Origin of the sequence: Bartonella sp. AR 15-3 (assembly GCF_002022445.1) — a bacterium.
Taxonomy (GTDB): domain Bacteria; phylum Pseudomonadota; class Alphaproteobacteria; order Rhizobiales; family Rhizobiaceae; genus Bartonella.
Genome location: NZ_MUYE01000001.1, coordinates 258,360 through 280,656 on the forward strand (window position 1 = coordinate 258,360; position 22,297 = coordinate 280,656).

Sequence of the window (22,297 nt, forward strand, 5' to 3'; positions counted from 1 at the left end):
ATGATATCAAATGTACATGCTTTGCTTAAAAAGCGTTCTTATGTATTTACTCCCATTAAGTTGAACTTAGCTTTGCATGTTGTAGGGCAGCGTTCTGATGGCTATCATTTGTTAGAAAGTTTGGTTTGTTTTAGTTTTAGTGGCGATTGTTTAACTTATGCGTCTTTTGAGAGTGATCACTTTATTGTAACGGGCCCTTTTGCTAATAGAATTGCTTCTGACACAGAGAATTTAGTTGTCCGTGCTCGTGATTTTATGCGTAAGAAATTTCCTAACAGTGCTCAGCCTAGTTTTTTGCGGCTTGTTAAAACATTACCCATTGCATCAGGTATCGGGGGGGATCAGGTGATGCTGCGAGTGTATTATATGTGTTGCGCAGGCAATGGAAGCTTGATTGTTCTTATAAAAAGTTGGCTAAAATGAGTTTAGTCCTTGGAGCTGATGTTCCAATGTGTTTGTTCGCATTGGAGGATCAGCAGCCACTTTTTGTTAAAGGAATTGGTGATGATATAACACCTGTAAAAGAAGCATGTTCTCTTGCAATGGTGTTGGTGAATCATGGTCAATATATTGCTACAGAGACTATTTTTAAAACTTTAGAAAAGTGTAATTATTCTCGTTTGCAAATTGATACATCTGCCTTCAAAACAGTTTTTTCATTGGTTGAATTTTTGCAGGAAACACGTAATGATCTTTTTGTTTCTGCATTAAAAGTCGCTCCTCAGTTAGCCGAAGTTTTATATACATTAGATAAAAGTGGGGCTCTTTTTTCTCGTATGTCTGGTTCAGGAGCAACGTGTTTTGGGATTTTTAAAGATAGGAAAGCGGCGCAAAAAGCAGCTTTTCTTATTAAATCAGTGTATCCCGATTGGTTTGTGAGACCTATCATGACTTTAGGTACACGATAACAGTAATCAGAAAAATAATTTTTATCTTTTGTTATGGGTATAGAAGTAATGTTTTAGCTAAGTGCTTATTGATCTAGATCTGCATAATTTTAGTGTAACATACTTATTTATAGTGGGAGTTTTAAAAAAGTATAATCAAGATAGTAGCTTATTATCGGAATGGTAAAATACCAGAAAAGAAAAGTGATAACGAGATAGAACTATCAAGAAAGGAAAAACTCTTTAGTGAAATGATCATAACTTATCATGGCTTTACATTTATGTCTCATTGTATGAAATAGCTTTATTGCTTTTATTTGTTTTATACAATTAAAGCTGATATCGTCATTTTTGCAAGTACATTTCAAAATAGTACATACTTGTGTAGTTTAAATGCGAGTATTTAGAGGTATCCAAATATCGTTAATCACGTTATCAAATCATATAATTTGTTATTAACTGAAGTTATGAGAAAGCTAATTGATTTATATAGGATATTATGAATCTTTTCTGCATGATGTATTTATATCTAACATTATAGGCTTTGCTACAACTGAGGAAGATTATTTTGAATATATGACGGTAGAAGGTTTGCGATTATATCGCTGAAGCATATCAATTGGAGAATTTAAATTGAGAACATTTGCTTCCAGTGATGAAAGTAATTGAGGTAGCTATGTCCAATTATTTTCTAATATAGCACTCCATAATAGTTTAGTGTATAAACATAAACTGGCAGAGTTGGATTTTGTTTGAATAAATTTTTAGGTGAAGTATGCTATTGGTTTTAATCAGTTTATCTGAAGCAGTCTTTATGAGTTTGAGATCAAGTATTATATTTACCATTATGACGGCTCATTAGTTAATGATTTTGTACTTTTTATTTTATAAAATTTAGTGAATTGTTATCCATTATTTTTGTTATTTTATAATATTTCTAATTTACAATTTGACAGATGATAGTTTTTTATGGGAAATGAGTTATTGTTAAAGGGTAATTTTATATTAAGCAGCAGCTTTTTTGTGCATAGTATTATGATATTAAGATATAGCTTTTAAAAATTTGTATGGGGTATGAAATTATTTTAGCTAAAATAGAAATTTTATAAAAATATTAGACAATCAATATTGGGGAGGTGTTATTACGATGTCAGGGATAAAGGCTATAATTTCTGGTATTTCTGGTATTTTTTTAGAAGATTATGAAAAAGAATTTATTATTGAACATAAGCCTTGGGCTTTTATTTTATTTGCTCGGAATATAGGAACAGCAGATGATCTGAAAGCGCTTATTACTTCTTTACGTAAATTCAGTAAACACGACGATGTTTTTATTTTTATTGATCAAGAAGGTGGGAAGGTGCAGCGTCTACGCCCGCCTTTGGCGCCGGATTATCCAGCAGCTAAAATCTTGGGGGAAATTTATAGAAAAGATCAGGATAAAGGGCTTCGTGCTGCGTGGATTATGTCGCGGCTTCATGCTTTTGATTTGATGAGATATGGTATTAACGCGAATTGTCTTCCTGTTTTAGATGTGCCAGTGGCAGGAGCTCATGATGTGATTGGAACGCGCGCTTATTCTCAAGATCCACAAACTGTTGCTGCGTTAGGACGTGCTGCCGCTCAAGGGCTTTTAGATGGTGGCGTTTTACCAGTGATAAAACATATACCTGGACATGGGCGAGCATTTTCTGATACGCATTTAGAGCTGGCACGTGTAGATGTGTCACTCGATATTTTGGAGCAGAGTGATTTTATTCCATTTAAAAATTTGGCTGATTTACCAGCTGCAATGACCGCTCATATCGTTTATGAAGCGATTGATGATAAATTACCAGCAACGTTATCTAACAAAGTGATTGAAAATGTTATCCGTCAAAAAATAGGCTTTGATGGACTTTTAATGTCGGATGATTTGTCAATGAAAGCTCTTTCAGAGAGCTCATTATCAAAAAATCTTTCAGATTTAACAAGTAAAATTTTTGCAGCAGGTTGTGATATCGTTCTTCATTGTCATGGTAAGCCACAAGAGATGCATATTGTTGCTGATGCTGCTCCATTTTTGGAGGGAAAAGCATTGGAGCGTGTATATAATATTTGCTCTAAGGTTACAACACCCGATCATTCGAATGAAAATGCTTTAAGGGAAGAATTTTCAAGTCTTTTAGCTCTTGTTTGAATGGAAGAAGAGAATTTTAATATTTTTATCCATGATAATATGATATGTAGGATTGAAAATGTTATTTTAAAATGGTCGTTTTGTTGCCTTTAATTTATGCAGAGAATATAATATTAATTAGAACGTAAGGATATAATAATATTTATATGACATACATCCTCCTTCAAAAAAATGAGTGTAAATGAATTAAATCAGTCTTAAGGGCATAGATGAAGTTATGGGTAATATTTTTTCACCAACGCATTTGATTGTAATTCTGTTGATCATCCTTGTGCTTTTTGGGCGTGGTAAAGTTTCTGAATTAATGGGGGATGTTGCTAAAGGTATAAAAGCTTTTAAAAATAATATGAAAGAAGAAGAAGAAAGTACTGAAAATGAGCTTGAAGTAGCTGATTATTCTAAAACAATAGATGTTGCTCAATATTCTCAACCATTATCAGAAGAGCGTGTGGTAGAGCCAAAGAGCAGGACTTCTTCAACTAAGGCGAGGAAGGATCCTGTTACGAGAGGATAATGTGCAGAGTGGTTAAAGACGAAATCATAATTTTAGCAATAGTTTTTTAGTCTTTTAAATGGAGAAGTTGAGTATAAGCGATGTTTGGAATTGATGGATCAGAGTTTCTTGTTATCTTACTTATTTTCATCATCGTGGTTGGACCAAAAGATTTACCTAAAACGCTCAAAGTTATAGCAAGAGCGATTGCATATATGCGTTCAACAGCTAATGAATTTCGTCATCATTTTGATGATGTAATAAAACAAGCTGAGTTAGATGATTTGAAAAAGATAACCTCAAACACTAGCGGTCCCAACTCTAGAAAAAAGTTTAAAAAATCTTTTGATTCAATATATAATAAAAGAGGGGATGTTTCAGATAATTTTGATGTCGATGCTACACTCCATAAATTAGAAAAAGATATAGAAGTCTTTGAATTTAGTACAGATGAAGTTAATCCAGATTTAACTGTGTCTACTTCTCACAATCATAAAATTATCTATAAAGATTTTAAAAATAAAGATAAGGAAAATGATCGTGATTTCTAAAAAAGATGGAGTTGATGTCAAAATCACTCTTCTAGAGCATTTGATTGAGCTTCGTCAGAGAATTATTGCAACTCTGGTTGTGTTTTTTATAGCTTTTATTCTGTGTTTTCTTATCAAAGATTATATTTTGAATTTTTTGATATGGCCTTATCAGTGGGCGATAAAGATATCAGGTGGTTATCCTGGAAATATTCGTCTTCAATCAACACAAGTGTGGGAGACTTTTTTAACGAAGATGAAACTTGCTGCGTTTGGTGCAGTTATTTTATCATTTCCTTATACGGCTTTTCAGCTTTATAGTTTTATAGCTCCAGGACTTTATAAAAATGAGCGTCGAGCTTTTTTACCATTTCTTATTAGTGCACCAATTTTATTTATTGTGGGAGGAACATTTGTTTATAGCCTCTTGGCTCCACTAATGTTGTGGTTTAGTCTTTCTCAGCAGGCTTTGCCGGATTTTCGTTTAAAGATAGAGTTTATAGCTCGTATCTCAGATTATTTAAATTTTATGATATCTTTTATTTTGATTTTTGGTTTAATTTTTCAATTGCCTCTCATCATAAGTCTTTTAACGAGAGTCGGATTATTGACAAGCCATATATTAATATCCAAACGAAAGTGGGCTATTTTAATTTCTTTTATAGTTGCTGCTATGGTAACACCATCAGATTTTTTTACTATGTTTGCAGTGGCTTTACCAACTGTGTTTCTTTATGAGATCTCAATTTTTATTGCACGCTGTATAGAAAAAAACAAAAAATCTTCATAGTGAACTTATTTTTACAGTAGGGAATGAGTGGAAATATAATGCAAAAGAGAGATTAAATGCTTGATATTAAATGGATCCGTGATCATCCTGAGGAATTAGATACAGCACTTGCAAAGAGAGGCCTTGAACCGCAAGCTAAAAATTTGCTCAAATTTGATCTTGAGCGTCGCTTGTATGTTTCTAAAGTACAGCAAGCTCAAGAGTTGCGCAATTCAGCCTCAGAAAAGATAAGGCAAGCTTTAACTGCTGGTGATCAAAAAACTGCTAATCGTGTTAAGGCTGAGGTTGAAGAAATAAAGGTTTTTCTTTCCGCTGCTGTTTTAGAAGAAAAGCGGTTAACAGATAGATTAGAAGAAGCGCTTTCAGCAATACCTAATATTCCATTAGATGACGTTCCAGAAGGGAAAGATGAAAGGGATAACATTGTAGTGCGCTATTTTGGTACACCACCAACGTTTGATTTTTTACCAAAGCAACATTTTGATCTTGGTCAAAATCTTAAGCAGATGGATTTTGAACGAGCTAGCCGATTATCAGGCTCACGTTTTACAGTTCTTTCAAGTTCATTAGCACGTTTAGAACGTGCTTTAGGCCAATTTATGCTTGATATGCATGTGGATGAGCATGGCTATCAAGAGATTTCAGTTCCTTTTCTTGTTCGTAGTGAGATTGTTTATGGAGCAGCCCAATTACCCAAGTTTTCTGAAGATCTCTTTCAAACGACGGATGGCCGATGGCTTATTTCTACAGCAGAGGTACCTTTAGTTAATTTAGTCAACAGTGAAATTCTTGATATTACAGAATTACCTTTGCGATTTACGTCTCTTACTCCTTGTTTTCGTTCAGAGGCAGGGGCTGCAGGGCGTGATACACGTGGTATGTTACGTCAACACCAGTTTAGAAAAGTAGAATTGGTATCGATTACCACAGAGGAACAATCCTTAGATGAATTAGAACGTATGACGGAATGCGCAGAAAACGTTTTGAAGCGCCTTGGTTTACCTTTTCGTACTGTAGTTCTTTCTACTGGTGATATGGGTTTCACAGCGCGTAAGACTTATGATATTGAAGTATGGCTTCCAGGCCAAGAATGTTATCGTGAAATTTCGAGTTGTTCAGTTTGCGGTGATTTTCAAGGGCGACGCATGAATGCTAGATATCGTTTAGAAGATAAAAAAACATTGCACTTTGTACATAGTTTAAACGGCTCAGGTACAGCTATTGGTCGTTGTCTTATAGCTATTCTTGAGAATTATCAGCAAGCAGATGGTTCAATTATTATTCCGGATGTTTTGCAGCCTTATATGCAAGGTATGAGTTGTATTACAACTTAGTTTTATAAAAAAGAATCTAATATTCATTTGCTATTTATGAATGATAACTAATTAATTTAACAATAATTTATTACTTTTTTATCACGCATCAATTCTTGAAATAGGGTTGTATTATCTTATTTAAATTTTCTTCTCCTGCATCAGAAGAAACTATTTATCTAGATATCAAAAAATGTAAAATGAAAATACAAATAGAACCTTTTTTCACGTTTATGATATTTCTATATATTATTCACAATTAATAGAATTTGAGTTACAAAACATTTCTCACTAATTCTAGAGTGAGATAATATTTTAAAAAATACTTCTTCTCTGTGAATATCAAAAGAAGAAGTTTATGTTTTTAATGAGCTACAGCTATCATTTGTTTCTGTTTCTGAGATATTATATCTTTAATTTTTTGTTGGCATTCTTGTGCTTTTTTTACGACATTTATAATCTCACGTGCTTTAACTTCTGGTACCTTAATATTGCGAGCGAGCGTATGATAATCATTACGCTTAATCGCTTTACGTTCTTGTGCTGTAAGACGAGAATGAACTTGATTTAAAAAATTAGAAAATTCTTTATGAAGTTGAGAAATATTTTGCTTTATTAAAATATTTTCCAACATATCACTTGGCATATTTAAAAAACGCTGTATTTCATTATTAGGCATTAATACCGCTTGTTTGACACGTTTTTGTTCTTCTTTATGATGGGAAAGAATTTGTTCCTTATATTTTTTTACAACATTTGTATAATCTTTAATTGCTTTACAGAGTTCTGGGACATTTTCTTTAGCTTGTTTATATCTCGGATTTTTTAGCCCCCACATTTTAATACCAGCAAGTTTAGCAAAGTTTTTAGGAGCAACTTCTAGTACTTTGATATACCCTTCTCCGATTTCTTCTGGTTTTTTTGTCTCAATGATGTTTGTTAGAACGCTGTTAAATACTTCTTTATTCCCAAATACAATTCCTGAAAGATGCTTAATTTCTCCTATATGCCTTTGAACAATAATATTATCAAAAATTTTATTAATAATTTCATTCTGAGTTAGAGGACCTAATTCTTGTGGAGGAATAAGAAAACTTCTAGAATTCTGCGTTTGAGTTTTGTTTGGGATATAATTTGCATAGACAGAATCTATTTCTTTTGAAGGATCGTCATAGACAGGATCTATTTTTTTTGCAGAATTAAGAAAACTTCTAGAATTCTGCGTTTGAGTTTTGTTTGGGGTATAATTTGCATAGACAGGATCTACTTCTTTTGAAGGATTATCATAGATAGAATCGATTACTTTTGTAGGATTTATTTCTTTTGAAGGATCGTCATAGACAGGATCTACTTTTTTTGCAGAATTAAGAAAACTTCTAGAATTCTGCGTTTGAGTTTTGTTTGGGGTATAATTTGCATAGACAGGATCTACTTCTTTTGAAGGATTATCATAGATAGAATCGATTACTTTTGTAGGATTTATTTCTTTTGAAGGATCGTCATAGACAGGATCTATTTTTTTTGCAGAATTAAGAAAACTTCTAGAATTCTGCGTTTGAGTTTTGTTTGGGGTATAATTTGCATAGACAGGATCTACTTCTTTTGAAGGATTATCATAGATAGAATCGATTACTTTTGTAGGATTTATTTCTTTTGAAGGATCGTCATAGACAGGATCTACTTTTTTTGCAGAATTAAGAAAACTTCTAGAATTCTGCGTTTGAGTTTTGTTTGGGGTATAATTTGCATAGACAGGATCTACTTCTTTTGAAGGATTATCATAGATAGAATCGATTACTTTTGTAGGATTTATTTCTTTTGAAGGATTAAGAAGACTTTCAGAACTCTGCGTTTGAGGGTCATATGACTCATAAATATTCTGATCGTTTTCGATGACCTCTGCATGTTTTTCTTGAGAAAATCTGTTTTTGTTAATCTCTTGAATCTCTAGTTGCAGGCTTTCCACTTGCCGTACAATATTTATGATTTCCTGTGCTTTATGTTTTGATATATCCAGGCTCTTAGCAAGCATTTTATAATTATTGCTTCTAAGCATTCCATTCTCGTTTTCTGAAAGACGAAAAGCCATCTCATCTAAAAAATACGAAAGTTCTTTCTGAACTTTAGAAGTATCCTGCTGTTCTAAAGTATGTCGCCGTATGTCATTTGGTAGATTAAGCAGATGCAGCACATCGTCACTCAACATTTCGACTGCTTGTGTTGAGCGTTGCATTGGTTCAAAATAATTATTTGATAATGCGTTTATCATCTGCGCATATTCTACAATTTCATCAGCCAGGATTTGAATATTTTTTTCAGCTCGTATACGGCTCGGAGTTCTTAGTCCCAATTTAATAGAACCTGCAAGTTTACCGAAAGTTTCAGGTTTTTCTGTTATCATTTTGGCCAATGCATACACAGAACCTGGATGTTCAGTAACCCGATCTATTGCCCTATCTAAAGCCCTCCCGTCTCTAAACACAATCGCTGACAAAGTTTTAACTACAGCTCTCTTCTTTGCAGAAAAATAACCATCTATGTTTTTGTCCTGTGATGTATCGGGCACAGAAATAGATAATTGTTTTGGAGGAATTAAAAAATGCCCAAATCCTTCTGTTTTATTTGCAAGTGTCATTATATCGAAATCCTAAAATTAGAAAACTAATGATAATTATTTGATATTACAATATTTAAACTAATACTTTTTATAAACACCTATCATAGACTTTAGCGATTTTATATGCGTAATATTTGTCCATTTTATATTTATAAACTATCCATATTCAACAAAGTATATATAACTTTGCATATAAAAACACTTTTTATCACATTTATACTGATGAAGTACTTTTTATTAATGTTTCCTTATTTTTTAAATACCCCTCCAAATATTAAAGAAAAGCTTACAACAGCCCTAATTAGCTATAGCCATTGCTTGTTTGGGGAATGCTTCATTAAAGGTTTAATTACATTAGTCGGCTCTTGTATAGCTTTAACCTGTTTAACGGTCTCCATAACCTGTTGTGCTTTGTTTTCTGGAATACCAATACTTTTAGCAAATGATTTATGATCATTATTATTAACCATTTTTTGCTCATCTGCTGAAAGACGAGAATAAATTTGTTTTAAAAATTGGGCAGCTTCTTTGCTGAGAGTAGCAGCTTCAGTAATAGGAAGCTTTCCACGCTCATCTGGTGACATATTAAGAAAACGCGCCAAATCTTTGCTAGGTAAATGTACATCTTTTGCAATGCGGTATTGTTCTTGTCTATGCTCTTGAAGAACTTCCTCCTTAGAAGATTTTAGGCAATCTCCATATTTTCTAACTGCCTCGCTAAGGGCTATAAGATTTTTTTCAGCTCTGTTACGTTTTGGACTGTTTATCCCATATGCTCCAAAACCCGCAAGCTTAGAGATAGATTTATGGGCGTATACAATTCTATTAGCAAGCATTGTTGCTGAACTTGGATTCTCATGAACTCGCTCTAGGTAATTAGATAATGTCTCACGGTTTCCAAATACAAGTCTTGCTAAACGCTCAACTTCTTTCCTTTGCTGTTGAACAGAAGGAGTGTAGAAAGTCTTTTCCATAACTTTAAAGTTTGTTAAATCAGACAATTCTCGTCCTGGGATCAGAACATCGTCAAGGTTGTTAAGAGCTTTAAAGCTGACTGTATCACCTAACCTTAATTTCTGGAATTCCTCTCTTGGAATATCATATTTATTGCATACAATCACAGAATTCTGCGTTTTTATCACAATAGTGTCCAATTGACGACTTTCATAAACACCTGTATAGACTTTCCCTGGGATTGGTGTTGTAACAATACCCTGTGTAAGATCTTCTATATCTCCAGAATTCATTCCAGTTAGAGCTGTTTTCAAAGTTTGAATTTTTTGTGGATCAGAAGCATCTTCAAACAGATGTTTCATAGGCGCTAAATTGTCATTTGCTGCATTAACAATAGCATCTTCCATACGTTTTTGTGTCACAACTGAAAAATCAAGCTTTTGATCTTCAGCTTGAGAGAGTTTATTCATAAATAACCGTTGTGTAACCCCATTGCCATCTACGAAAGGACGTGCATGGTTAAGTAATGCATAGACGGTTGTTAGAGAATCAGTAAGTTTTTCCTCTGGTTTCTCTTGTAAAGTATCTTGAGATTTCTTTCTTTGAGCAAGCTTTTCATTGAACTCCTCTAAGCATTTTTTGATGTCATTATTAGATGCAAAAAGAGGATTTTGACTAGTCGTTACCATGTTAGCAATTGTACCATCTGACATCTTAACTGAAGCGTCGCGCGTTTCTCCAGCCCAGTCAAATACTTTTTTAAACAAACGTTTGTGAAGCTGTTTTAGATAAGAGTGGTCAAACTTTTCTGGCGCTGGTTCTTGATACACATTAACAATCTCTTTTGCCACTGCATGAGCACACTTTATCTGAAAGTTCTTATAATCTTGTATCCCAAATTTATTTTTTAATGTATTGCTATTTCCAGAACCAGAATTAGCATAGGTGTAATTAGAACTTTGTTGCAGTAGCGATTGTTCTACTTTTTTAAAAGCTTCAGAGTCTCTTATCGACATGATTATTCCTTTACAATGTTACGTTTAAAAATATTAAATCACTTTGTAGAGTGGATAATCCCCCTTCGCGTATCTTTCAAAATCTCAACGTTTTACCAACAAAGAATCCTCCTTTTTAATTATATGAGTACCAAGTAGCTGAAATAACTACTGCATTATATTTTTGTGTTTCCTTCAACATGATAGAAATAAAACTAATATTTGAAGTTATCTCCATACAGCTTTCCTTATTTTTCAATCAACTTTCTTTAAAATAAGAAACACACTTTACTACTATACCATTATTATAATTTAAAACTGAAAACTTAATAATGAGCATTTTGTTTTTTTCATTCATAAAGGAAATATTGTCAAGTAATAAAATTGTTTTTATTTAAAAATTATTCTTTATCTCTTGTTGATTGATCTAGTGTTGTCCAATAATTTTTTGTCATCATGGATGTTATTTTAAGGGTGATAAGTAAAATATTGAAACTATAAGAATACCTAGAAATTATTGATATCATGAAGGAATATTCTATAAATTAACTGGATTTGCAGTATGAGATATTTATAAATGGAGCTAAAATTATTTAACAGAAGAAGTAAAATTTTTTAATTATCAAAACTCTTCACAAGAGTTTTTAAATTGCAGTTTATAATATTTTTTTTTATAAGCGATTTGTATTTTTTAGCTTTTTGTTTCATTTTTTTACTATTTTTAAAATTAATAAAGTTCATTTTGTTTGTAAAATGAAAGGAAGTTTAATCAATAATGTTTTAGAGTAAAAAGGTGTTTGTGTAATTTATTTTGAGATTTCTGAAAATATGTTCTTATCATGAGCATGCCCAATTTGAAGGCAATAAGAGAATGTATCTCGAAAGTTTTATTAAATTTTTATCTTAATGACCTTCTCAAAAAGTGGAAGTATGCATATGTTTAAACTTATTATGATTAATATATATGTAATAGAGGCATTGTATAAAATCAAAAGATCTAAATGCTTTATGTATAAATAAAGGAGGAATTTGAAGAGACACAAATTTTAATTTTTATAAAATTTTGTGTTTTTCTAAATCGTATTCTTTGTTGTGATTAATAAACCTGGTTCTTAATTAAGGTGAAATCTTCAAAAATTCAAATTACTTAACTTATATCAACATGTCCAAATTACTGCAGCTTTAGTAATTTTTATAGTGTTATGATATATGATATAAGAGTACATTATAATGAGAGCTATTTTGCTCTTAATTGAATATTCATATACATCGTGCTATCTACGTCATTATTTGTTCCTTTCATACTTAGGTAGTCTTTAGAAAAACCGGGAATTGAAGTATGCACGAGCATGGGTTCTGAGAGAGAATTAAAAAATAAAAGCAAACAGTTAATTGATTTTATTGTGTTCTTATTTATGAGAACTTGTTAATGAATTAATGGTATTTGTATGTAAGGTTTAATTGTTTATAAGGGGAGAACTCGTATATACAATTAAGATAGCCATTTTATTGGAGATCAAATGATACTATGGAGCAAAAAGGCATTTTACGATTTCGTGAAGAGCTAGCAAGTCTTGTGTTGAAAATGCGCAGTAGAGGCATTGATGATATAAACTTTTTTGCAGCATTAGAGAAAGTTCCACGCCAGCAATTTGTTTCTGTTTCTTGGCTTAATAGTGCTTATGATAATAAAATTATTCCGATTGAATGTGGCGAATATATTGAGCGTCTAGAGGAACAGCTTTTGATTCTTTCCGCATTATCGTTGAAAAAGAAACACCGTGTTTTAGAAATTGGTACAGGCTCTGGTTTTTGTACTGCCCTTATGGCTTGTCTTAGTGATCGTGTAACAACAGTTGATCGTTATAAAACACTTATTGATTTAGCACGACAAAGGTTTCAGCATTTAGGGATTGAGAACATTACTATAAGGCAGATCGATGGAAGTCGAGGCATTACAGGCTTTGGATCATTTGATCGTATTCTCATTTGGCCATCATGTCCTAATGAACCGAAAGAATGCTTAGAACTTCTAGCGGGAAATGGAATTCTCATTCAAGCTATTGGACCAGATGAAGGGGTACAAAAAGTGATGCGTTATACAAAGATTGGTAGTCAGTTTGAACGCTCAGAAATATTTCAAGTGCGTTATCAACCCTTCATTGAAAATATTGCAGAAGTTTTGTAATTGTGAATTTAAGATATTGCTAAATATTTTATCTATTCTACATAATGACAAATGTATTTTGATTTTATTATAGGAGTATTTATGGATATTTTAAAAATTTTAACTCTTAGGTAAGATTAGGACGCTTTAATAGAATAATTTAATATTAGCTAGTGAGCGAAACTATGCATTTAAGGGTTTTGAGTAGCATTTTAAAGTGCATTTCTCTGAAAGTTGCTCTTTTGATGGTGACATTAATGGCTGCTGGCTGTAGTTCCAGTACGCAGCGTTTTTCGAGTGGTCCTTATAATGATATCACTCCTACCCAGTCAACTACATTCGTAACTATGGCTGATGACCCGCGAATGTTATCACAAAATGTTAAAATACAAAGCAGTGAATTGCCGCCTGTAGAAGCGAGTGATATTTCAGAAGCCGGTTACAATTCTCCATATAATAATTCTTCAAGACAAGAGGAGGTTTTTTCTCCTGATAAGAACAAGCAGTTTTTTTCTAATGGGCAGGTTATGGGGGTCCCGCCTAAAAGTCTTGGAACTCTTCCTCATTCACAGGCGAATACTTTTCCTGTTTCTAAGAGGAATTCTTATATTGTGCAGAGTGGGGATACATTATTAAGTATTGCGCAACAGTTGGGTGTCAGTGTTGATACGTTAAGGCTAGCTAATGGTATAAACGGTAATTCTATTTATATTGGTCAGTCGTTGATTATTCCAGATCAAAGTACAAAGATGGCTTCAAATGTTCAAAATAGTATGGCAGATGCATCAAAAAAGGTATCTTCATCTCAGTCTAAGATTGTATCCTCTGTTCAACAGAGCAAAGCTCCTACATCTGGGCATCAGAATTCCGTAAAGACTGTGCCTGAGGTCAAAAATGATACGTTAAACATTAAGAAAAGTTCTCCTACACAAGTAACAATAAATGATTCATCAGATCAAATGATTGATCCAAATGATATTACAACTCCACAATTGACGGGTATTTCTAAGATGCGGTGGCCTGTGCGAGGACGCTTGTTGAGTCACTTTGGCCAAAAAAAGGGAACTGCAGTTAATCGAGGAATAGATATCATGGTTCCTGAAGGATCATCAGTTAAAGCTGCAGAAAATGGTGTTGTTATTTATGCAAGTGATGGGTTGAAGGAGCTTGGTAACGTTGTTATGATTCGACACGAAAACAATATTATTACTATTTATGGGCATAATAGTAAGCTTATTGTTAATAGAGGGCAAAAGGTACGGCGTGGTGATGAAATTGCAAAGTCCGGTTTTTCAGGGGATGCTAAAACACCGCGTGTTTATTTTGAAGTACGTAAGAATTCTCTTCCTGTTGATCCTGCTGAATATTTAGAAAATTAAACTGGTTGTCGTTTTACCTTTTTGCTATAAAACCCCATTTTTTAGATTAGAGATATAAGGCCCTATACTACTTTACTCATCAGACAAATACTCTTAAAAGGCTTAATATATTATCATGAGGAAGTTCTTCGTTTGAGTATAAGAAATATTCAGGATAGGTTTCGTTCGCAAAGGCTATGAAGTGATCGCATAAGCGATCAGTAGGGACATGTCGGAAAAAGCTTATCTGTTTTAAGATAGGCGTTCGTAAAAATTTTCGTCTTTTAGAATAGGAAAGAGATCAATTTAAATAATTCAAAATTATGTGAATTCATCTGCTTTAGTTCCAAATATAAGTTTTCTTGTAATATTCTCTAAGTTCTTATATGATTAGCTTAAATAGCGTTTCAATTGTCAAGTGGTATCGGTTGTCGAGGGTAATTATTCATTTAATAGTGAGATAAGAGAGACATTTCGAGTTGTTTTATTATTGCTGGCCGTTGATAGGATAGGCTTAATCTAATTGATTCTGTTTTAAATAAATGGCGAAGATATTTAATAATATTCTGTTCGAGTTTTACAATTGAAAAAAAAATACTAATTTACTTTATGCAATTGTGAGATCTTTCATAAATATTTTTTAAATTATCAATTTTCATAAAAGTATGAAAAACTATTGCATTAAAAGTTCTACTGTGAACCACAGTAGGAGCAACTGGTTGAATAAATGACTCATAAGTACACCTCCGCAGCTTACTATTCCGATTATAAAAAAAGCTGTGAACCATGATTTTAAAAATATGACAATAAAAGAGATGATACAAGAGATGATGAAAAAATGAATAATAAATGCTTGTTTCAAGAGAAAACAATTGAAAACAATTGAAAAAGTAGCCCATATTCCAATACTACACATAACGAAAGCTAAGGGAGTACTTATTGTTATTGTTTTTGAAAGTAACACTAATTTCATTTTCATATAGATGGCGTTCCTTTTGTTGATGACCAATTTGTGTATCCTTTAATTGTAGATGATTCATATAGATTGTATCAACATATAGTATTTTTATATTGACACTGTTTCAAAAATCGTGTCTAAAAATCTCACATTACTGTTTGTATTATAAAATTCTGGTTTATAGTTCTCGAAAGTTCCTGCTTTCGGGTTTTTTTTTGGGGGGAGGAAAGGGGAGATAAATAAGGATCTTGTTATCTAAGAGAATACAAATTCTGTACTCTTTAATAGAATGAATAGTATTCTTCCTAATGTCTAGTTGGAATGTTTAAGGAGAACACAAATTAATAGTACATGTTTCTTAAAGAACTCTATTTAAAAAAACTGCAAAAGTCAGTAAAAATATACAAAAAATGAAATGATTTCTGTATTTGAAATAATAAGTTCTTAAGTATTTTGCTACTGAATTTAGGGAAAAGCTGATATTTACATGATATATAGAAAAACGAAATAAAATCTGTTTTTTAAATTTTTGTTCGTTGGATTCTTCTTCTGAGGCAAAAATTTATTTTAATAAAATGAGAGATACTTGAAGTTTAATCTATAGGAGATAGAAATGTTGGTTACTAACGCTTACGCTCAGGCTATAAGTGATACTTCGAATGGAATATCATTTATTACCTTTGTCCCTTTCATTTTAATTTTTGCAATTATGTATTTTTTGATCATTCGCCCACAGCGTGCGCAAATGAAAAAGAGGCAGGAAATGCTTAATGCTGTGCGTCGTGGGGATACAGTCGTCACGGGTGGAGGTGTTCTTGGTAAGGTTACAAAAGTTTATGATGAAAGTGGTGAGTTAGAAGTCGAAATTAGCGAAGATATACGTATTCGTGTTATTCGTTCAACATTGGCTGATGTTCGCGTTAAAGGCGAACCATTATCGGAAGAAAAATCAAAATCTAGCGCTAAGATAAAAGCAGCCAAAACTTCTGAAAATAAGGCTGAAATGAAGAAAAGTGTTTCTGCTACTAAAGTAAAAAAATTAGTACAAAAGAAAAATAAACCCAAAACATAGTTTTTTATACGATTATTTGAAGCTTTACTTTTATGGATGCGTAATGGCTTTTTGTATAAGGGCCATTATATTTTATTAAGTAGCTTGATAATTGATAAACCGCATTGGATTTCTATTTATTTTTATAAAAATTATTTTATTACTCAATGTGCTTACTGTGTATAATCAAGTTTTTTGAAGAAAACAGATTGGGATGATTTTCTCTGTCTATGATATGGGTATTCTTTACATTTTATTGCAAACTTTTTATATTATTTGCAATCCTGCTTAGGAAACAGTCCTCTTTTTTATTGTGATAATTTTGTTATTAAAGATTTTACGCATCTTTGGTAATGTGTTATAATCTGCGCTGGTTAGTTTTTATTATTTCATCTTGCTAATCTAGCTAATCTAGCTAATCTAGGAGAGAAAATGCAGTTGGGTTTCCAAAAATGAAGGATACCTATGATGTCATATGCAATTCAAATGCGTGAAGCACATTTTCCAGGACGAGCACCTATTGATGCTTATGGGAATGGGGGATTTCGTTTCGCAGATATGTCTCATAAAGGTTCTATTATTTGTTTACCATCAGGTATTTATGGTATTGACATGGCAGAGCCTCTTCCTACACAGGATAATATTTCTCGTATTTTAGAAGAAGCAAATGAGATTGAGATTTTATTGATAGGTACTGGACTTGAGTTGTTGAGTTTACCCGAAAAATTGCGGTGTCTTTTATGGGAAAAGCATATTTCGACAGATACAATGAGTACGGGAGCTGCGGTACGTACATTTAATGTTTTATTGGCTGAAGATCGTTCAGTCGCTGCGTTATTATTTGCGATAGATTGATATATTGTTTAATAAAATCAATATTTTAATTAAAAAATGAGAGAATTGTGTGGTTATTGATTCTATTTAAGATTGTGCCAAAGCTTATGCTGATTCTTCAGAGGATGCTTTAGTGAGAGCAGCATAGGGTGGATGGGGGTTTGGCAAGACAAGTCCTCTGCTTCGATGGTTGCTTTAAAAGGTTATCAATTTGGCATGGGGTAATATCAGGCACTATCCTTTGTACGCGTCAATTTCAAAATTTACTTGCTGAGAGTTTTTTGAAGAAAATTAAGCGCGCTATTGAAGCCCATGATTTTTTTTAAAGGGTTATTATAAGGTTGGAGAGACTCCGATTAGCTTAAAAGATAGTCGTGTAGTCTTTTCAGTTCTCAGGACTAGACCGAAGAATATAGCCAGTATCAAATCGATGGGTCGAATTTTTTCTGTTGGGTTGATGAGGCAGAATCGGTGAACTGAGATGGCTGAGCAGACCCTTATACCGACTTTACGTGAAAAAAGCGAGGGATGGCATGCAGCGTTATGGGTAGCATAGACTTCCTTAAGAGACAATGCACCGATTGAAAGGCGCTTTTGCTTTTCAGACAATAAAGCCATTAAGTGTGTTGAAATCAATTGGTCAGACAATTCGAAGTTTCGCAGATATTGAATTGGGACAAGGCTTGATGATCTTAGGAATTGTTGTGAGCTTTATAAGTATATTTGAGAAGATGGCTATTTGAAAGCCATTCAGGGAGCCTATTATCAAAGGGAAATGTTAGCTATAGTTTACTACATTTCATCATTTTGTAAATTTGTATTATTATAATCTTTTTGAAATTTTTATAATTATTAAATTAAATCTCATAAAGTATAGATTTGATCCACTAACCAGTTGGTGACAGCATTTTTAAAGGATTATCAAGCGTTATTGTTTGCACTTTGGAAAGAGAGAGATTTGCTTCCTGAAACCAATTTGCACTGTCTTTTAGCCATGTTGGAATATCAGTTCCCCCAATTGTCCAAGATCTGAACTGTAAATCACATTATTAATTTTAGATAACACGTAAAGCATGTCCTCTTTTGTTTGGTATCCTAAATAAAAAGTGAGAGCGCATTGTTCTATATAAAGCCAATCATGTTCTCCCAATGCTTGTAATTGTGCAGCAGAAAAACCTGTCATCGGATTAGCTGGTTGATTTAAAAGGAGCGTACAGTTGTCTTTTTTCGCTACTGCATCTAATAAACGTAAAGTTGCATCTTTAGAAGCATGTCCTGAAGAGAGAACAATCTCATTGTCAGCAGCAAAAGCTATGAGCTCATAAATCTCTAATCTTAGGTGCCCTTTATCACAGGTGATCGCTGTTGGTTGTTGAGCAAGAAAAGCGGCATAATCATTAGAAAAATTTCGTTTGAGCCGGCTACGATGAGATGTTGGCACAATGGTAGGCAAATGTACAAGTAATTTGGGTTGCGAAGCAAACTTATAGTGCGCTAAAGCACGTTTAACCGAAAGTATATTTAAATCACCTGAGGCGTAATTAAGAACAATAGAGCCAAAAACAGGTAAATTTTGTTCTTGTAAAGCTGTGGCAAGTGCGGCTGTACTGCCTAAATGATTTTTTAAAATAACTCCACCTTTGTGTTTAGCATAAATTTGTGCTGCTTCATAAGCAGAATAGGTTCTATTAAATAAATCTGGACGTGCATGATAATGGATATCTAAAAATTTTAATTGTTTCCGCCAGAACTGTGTAAAACATTCACTCACAATTTTTCCTTCCAAGGTGCTTCATAGCCTTCTTGCACCCTTATATTTTCAAGACGTTTTCCATCCTTGAGGGCAGCCAAAATACGCGCTTCTGTTTTATCAACATTTTCAGCACGTTTAATAATTTCAGATAACTTTGAACTAGGAAGAATTAATACACCATTATCGTCAGCAAAAACCCAATCTCCGGGAATAATTTTTATTCCCTCAATTATTAAAGGCGCTTGCACAGCTCGTACGCGTGTACGATTTTTCCCAGAAACCATATAAATGTTTGTTGTAAAGAGAGGATAATGTAGAGCTCTAATTTCAGCAATATCACGAGCAGAACCATGAATAATAGTTCCTACAATTTTTTGTTGTAGTGCCTTATGTGTCAAAATATTTCCCCAACTGGTACAATCACATCGGCCATTGTTATCAATCACTATAATAGATCCTGCAGGTACATCATCAATATAATTACCAGCATTCGCAAATTGCTGATTTTGAGGTGTAAATTTTTCATATTGTACTGTAAAAACAGGTCCAGCTATTTTTATATTGTTTAGGCGTGGTTTAATGTGAGGTAAAGCCGCTTGTAAATATAAACTATCTAGAGCATCAGAAACAGCTGCTGTATCTAATGCTAATAATCGTTTTTTGAGTATTTCTGTATTCTCATTAGGAATCATTTATCATTCTCCTTGTACAAATATCTTTTTAAAACTAACCAAGCTGCGTATTCCGGTAAAACCATCTCTAAAAGCGGTCGTGTATAGGGAAAAGTTATACAATCATCGCCATAGCCTTTTATTCGTACAGTCATTGTAGCATGTCCGAGGCTTTCCTTTTGCTTTTTTAATGTTTCTAAGGAAGGTGATAAGTTAACTTCAGCCTCAATCTGTGGAACATTGCTTGTACTCTTTTCTATGGACTGAAAATATTTTAAAAGTAGTGGATCATTTGCTGACCAATGAACTTTGACATGCATCGCTAACTGTTCACGAGCAGTAGTTATCTCTGCGCCAACCAGATATGAACAAAAATGATTTTCAAATTTTTCAATTAAATGTTGCGCTAAAGGAACTGAGGACTGACCAACTAATTGTACCAGAACATAAGGACTTTTCCATAAGAAATGTCGTTCAAATGGTTCATTGACGAAATGACAATCAACCCAATTCGCAATTGTACTTTCATCAATTCCAATCAAAGTCCACACATATTGAGGACGCGATACAGGAGAATACTCCTTCTCATTATGCTTTAAATAATCTTCTAAAAGCATAAGAGCTTGTGTAGGTGGACCAGGCAAAACAACAAGAGAACTTCCATCACAGGAAAGGTAAAAACCAGGTGCTGTTCCAGTAGGATTATCAAGCACTTTTGCCGTTTCAGGAAACAAAGCTTGACGCGCATTATTAGTATCTGGAGCAATACCTAGTTGTTGCAGTTGACCTTTTATTTTTTGCCAAACATTTTCATGATGAACTAAAGGTTTCTTCACAGCTTGAGCAATGGCATCACGTGTTTTATCATCAGAGGTTGGTCCCAGTCCTCCACTGATAATTATGAGATCTTCTTGTCCAAGACAAGAAATTACAGTTTCACTTATTTGCTGTAATTGATCAGCACAAACAAAATGACGGGTTACTTGAATATTTTTTCTTTCCAAACTTTGACTCAAATCCTGCAAATTCGTATTCAAATATTGTCCTGAAAGGAGTTCATCACCAACAGTAATAATTGCTGCATGACAAACAGAAATAGGATTTACAAGAGAATTAAGAACAGCTTTAGCCATCTGATGAGTAGTAGCTAAACCTCCCAAATCATAGGTGACGGTTTTTCCAGCACGAATAACTTGATCAATGCTTTCAGACAGTTGTTGTGCTACCTCTTGAAAGCCTAAATGGTCCAAAAGTAAAGCTGTAGTATAAAGCATGGCAGAAGGATTGGCTTTATTCTGTCCAGCAATACGTGGAGCGCTTCCATGAACAGGTTCAAAATAAGCAGTCTTATTGCCTACATTTGCGCTAGGAGCAAGCCCTAATCCCCCATCACTCCAGCAGCAAGATCGGAGAGAATATCGCCAAACATATTTTCAGCAACAATCACACCAAAATATTCTGGTTTTGTTACAATCCATAAAGCAACCGCATCAACATTGTAAATGTCTGCTTCGATTTCTGGATAATTTTGAGCAATGTTTTCAAAAATTTCCTGAGCAAATTGGCCACTTTCTCGCATAACATTTGGCTTATCAGCAAAAGTAACTCGCTTAAAACCATGTTTCCGTGCATAAGAAAAAGCATATTTAAACAGCCGCTCTAAACCAAAACGTGTTTGTAGACGTACCGTCCATGCTGCTTCATCAAGACTATATCTTTCTAAATTAGGATGTTTTAACCATGCAGTTTTCTCAGGAGTTATTCCGCGAAAATCTAATCCTGCATAAAGACCTTCACTATTCTCTCTAATAACACAAAAATGAAAAGGCTTTCTCGGACCAACAATATATCTTACAGGACGTATATTCGCAAAAAGACCTAACTTTTGACGAAGCTGAATAACAGGTGAAACGTATACAGGTTTTTTCTCTTTTAAATGCGGTGCAAGCTCTTTTAAGGCGGCTTCTTTTCCTTTACTAGTGATGGCTCCAAGTAAAACAGCATCACTTTCAGCAATTTTTTCCCAAGTTGTTTTCGGAACAGGATCTCCTTCTTGTTTCCAGCATTCCCAACCAATATCTCCATAGGTTAATTCGATCGGTAGCTGAAGTTGCTCTAAAATTATCATTGCAGCATCACAGACTTCTGCACCTACCCCATCACCAGGTAATACAAGAACTTTCTTTTTTATAATTTATTGATCCATTGATTAACGATTGTATGTGTCACAAAAAAATTATCATCCCATGGACGCATACCAGCACCAGGGATAACCTTATATTTATGATTGAGGTTGTAACTTCGTGTTTGGTTATCTATGGTTGCAAGTTGTGATTTCTCACCAACTAAAGATAAAAACTTTCCACCATATTTAACAATTTCATGCCTTGCATCCATTTCTAAAAGGAGTCGAAATCCTCTTTTCATACGTTCAATAGCTATGTCTTTTTGGTGAGCAGGAATTTCTATCTGAATTCTTTTTTTTATTGATCCAACAGGCTGAACAAGAGCATCTAATATTTCCAAAGCTTTTGATAAATCACCATCTTCCAGTACAGTAAGAATATATCCAAGTCGTTTTTGCAAAAGAGCATCTGGATAACCAGGTGCACTCACAGCGAGCACAGCTTGTATATTTGGAAGTTGTGCAGCTAACATTTGTACTAATGTCCCAGCCATAGCAAATCCTACAAGTATAAAAGGCTCCTGAAAACGATCCTTGAATTCTGCTGTAAGTGAAGGAATAA

Annotated in this window: 14 protein-coding genes and 3 pseudogenes; 11 read left to right on the forward strand and 6 right to left on the reverse strand. The window is 33.6% G+C overall.

Features of this window, described 5'->3' with window-relative positions:
• The 6 genes and pseudogenes from BAR153v2_RS01010 (at position 1) to serS (ending at position 6,213) form a co-directional block, all read left to right on the forward strand.
• Positions 1 to 908 (forward strand): annotated as a pseudogene (locus tag BAR153v2_RS01010) (4-(cytidine 5'-diphospho)-2-C-methyl-D-erythritol kinase).
• A 1,126-nt stretch (positions 909 to 2,034) separates the two neighbouring features.
• Positions 2,035 to 3,066, forward strand: coding sequence for a beta-N-acetylhexosaminidase (gene nagZ, locus BAR153v2_RS01015; RefSeq protein ID WP_078679932.1), 1,032 nt, complete (start codon positions 2,035 to 2,037; stop codon positions 3,064 to 3,066).
• 217 nt (positions 3,067 to 3,283) lie between these two features.
• Entirely contained in the window at positions 3,284 to 3,580 is a 297-nt protein-coding gene (gene tatA / locus BAR153v2_RS01020; protein ID WP_078679933.1) for a twin-arginine translocase TatA/TatE family subunit, read from the forward strand.
• A gap of 80 nt (positions 3,581 to 3,660) precedes the next feature.
• The gene (gene tatB, locus BAR153v2_RS01025; RefSeq protein WP_078679934.1) at positions 3,661 to 4,110 is read left to right on the forward strand and encodes a Sec-independent protein translocase protein TatB; all 450 of its coding nucleotides are present in this window, start codon (positions 3,661 to 3,663) and stop codon (positions 4,108 to 4,110) included.
• Positions 4,100 to 4,879 (forward strand): twin-arginine translocase subunit TatC, encoded by a 780-nt coding sequence (tatC, locus tag BAR153v2_RS01030; RefSeq protein WP_371325857.1) that lies wholly within the window; start codon positions 4,100 to 4,102, stop codon positions 4,877 to 4,879. Before tatB ends, tatC begins: the two co-directional genes overlap by 11 nt.
• Positions 4,880 to 4,935: 56 nt before the next feature.
• Entirely contained in the window at positions 4,936 to 6,213 is a 1,278-nt protein-coding gene (gene serS / locus BAR153v2_RS01035) for a serine--tRNA ligase (RefSeq protein WP_078679936.1), read from the forward strand.
• 343 nt (positions 6,214 to 6,556) lie between these two features.
• Here serS and BAR153v2_RS01040 read toward each other — a convergent pair whose 3' ends face one another.
• The gene (locus BAR153v2_RS01040) at positions 6,557 to 8,827 is read right to left on the reverse strand and encodes a BID domain-containing T4SS effector (protein ID WP_078679937.1); all 2,271 of its coding nucleotides are present in this window, start codon (positions 8,825 to 8,827) and stop codon (positions 6,557 to 6,559) included.
• A gap of 287 nt (positions 8,828 to 9,114) precedes the next feature.
• Positions 9,115 to 10,779, reverse strand: a complete 1,665-nt coding sequence (locus BAR153v2_RS01045) for a BID domain-containing T4SS effector (RefSeq protein WP_078679938.1) — start codon at positions 10,777 to 10,779, stop codon at positions 9,115 to 9,117.
• 1,507 nt (positions 10,780 to 12,286) lie between these two features.
• On the opposite strand from BAR153v2_RS01045, the gene BAR153v2_RS01050 reads away from it, so the two are divergent.
• The 5 genes and pseudogenes from BAR153v2_RS01050 to BAR153v2_RS07435 all read left to right on the forward strand — a co-directional run.
• Positions 12,287 to 12,946 carry a protein-L-isoaspartate(D-aspartate) O-methyltransferase gene (locus BAR153v2_RS01050; protein WP_078679939.1) on the forward strand — a complete coding sequence of 220 codons (660 nt, stop codon included), beginning with the start codon at positions 12,287 to 12,289 and terminating at the stop codon, positions 12,944 to 12,946.
• Between the two features lie 164 nt (positions 12,947 to 13,110).
• On the forward strand, positions 13,111 to 14,304 hold the full coding sequence (locus BAR153v2_RS01055) for a M23 family metallopeptidase (protein WP_078679940.1): 1,194 nt from the start codon (positions 13,111 to 13,113) through the stop codon (positions 14,302 to 14,304).
• 1,550 nt (positions 14,305 to 15,854) lie between these two features.
• A complete protein-coding gene (gene yajC, locus BAR153v2_RS01065) occupies positions 15,855 to 16,313 on the forward strand; it encodes a preprotein translocase subunit YajC (protein WP_078679942.1) in 459 nt (152 codons plus the stop codon).
• 447 nt (positions 16,314 to 16,760) lie between these two features.
• Positions 16,761 to 17,147: an Mth938-like domain-containing protein gene (locus BAR153v2_RS01070; protein ID WP_078679943.1), complete on the forward strand. Its 387-nt coding sequence runs from the start codon at positions 16,761 to 16,763 to the stop codon at positions 17,145 to 17,147.
• 86 nt (positions 17,148 to 17,233) lie between these two features.
• A pseudogene (locus tag BAR153v2_RS07435) lies at positions 17,234 to 17,850 on the forward strand (phage terminase large subunit); the annotation flags it as partial.
• A gap of 264 nt (positions 17,851 to 18,114) precedes the next feature.
• Here BAR153v2_RS07435 and BAR153v2_RS01080 read toward each other — a convergent pair.
• From BAR153v2_RS01080 to BAR153v2_RS01095, 4 genes and pseudogenes are all read right to left on the reverse strand, one after another.
• The gene (locus tag BAR153v2_RS01080) at positions 18,115 to 18,897 is read right to left on the reverse strand and encodes a DUF6282 family protein (RefSeq protein WP_198934311.1); all 783 of its coding nucleotides are present in this window, start codon (positions 18,895 to 18,897) and stop codon (positions 18,115 to 18,117) included.
• Positions 18,894 to 19,571: an RraA family protein gene (locus tag BAR153v2_RS01085; RefSeq protein ID WP_078679944.1), complete on the reverse strand. Its 678-nt coding sequence runs from the start codon at positions 19,569 to 19,571 to the stop codon at positions 18,894 to 18,896. Before BAR153v2_RS01085 ends, BAR153v2_RS01080 begins: the two co-directional genes overlap by 4 nt.
• Positions 19,568 to 21,741, reverse strand: a pseudogene (locus BAR153v2_RS01090) (isocitrate/isopropylmalate family dehydrogenase). Before BAR153v2_RS01090 ends, BAR153v2_RS01085 begins: the two are co-directional and overlap by 4 nt.
• Positions 21,738 to 22,229 (reverse strand): hypothetical protein, encoded by a 492-nt coding sequence (locus BAR153v2_RS01095; RefSeq protein ID WP_339373798.1) that lies wholly within the window; start codon positions 22,227 to 22,229, stop codon positions 21,738 to 21,740. The pseudogene BAR153v2_RS01090 and the gene BAR153v2_RS01095 overlap by 4 nt, the downstream one beginning before the upstream one ends.
• Between the last annotated feature and the right edge of the window lie 68 nt (positions 22,230 to 22,297).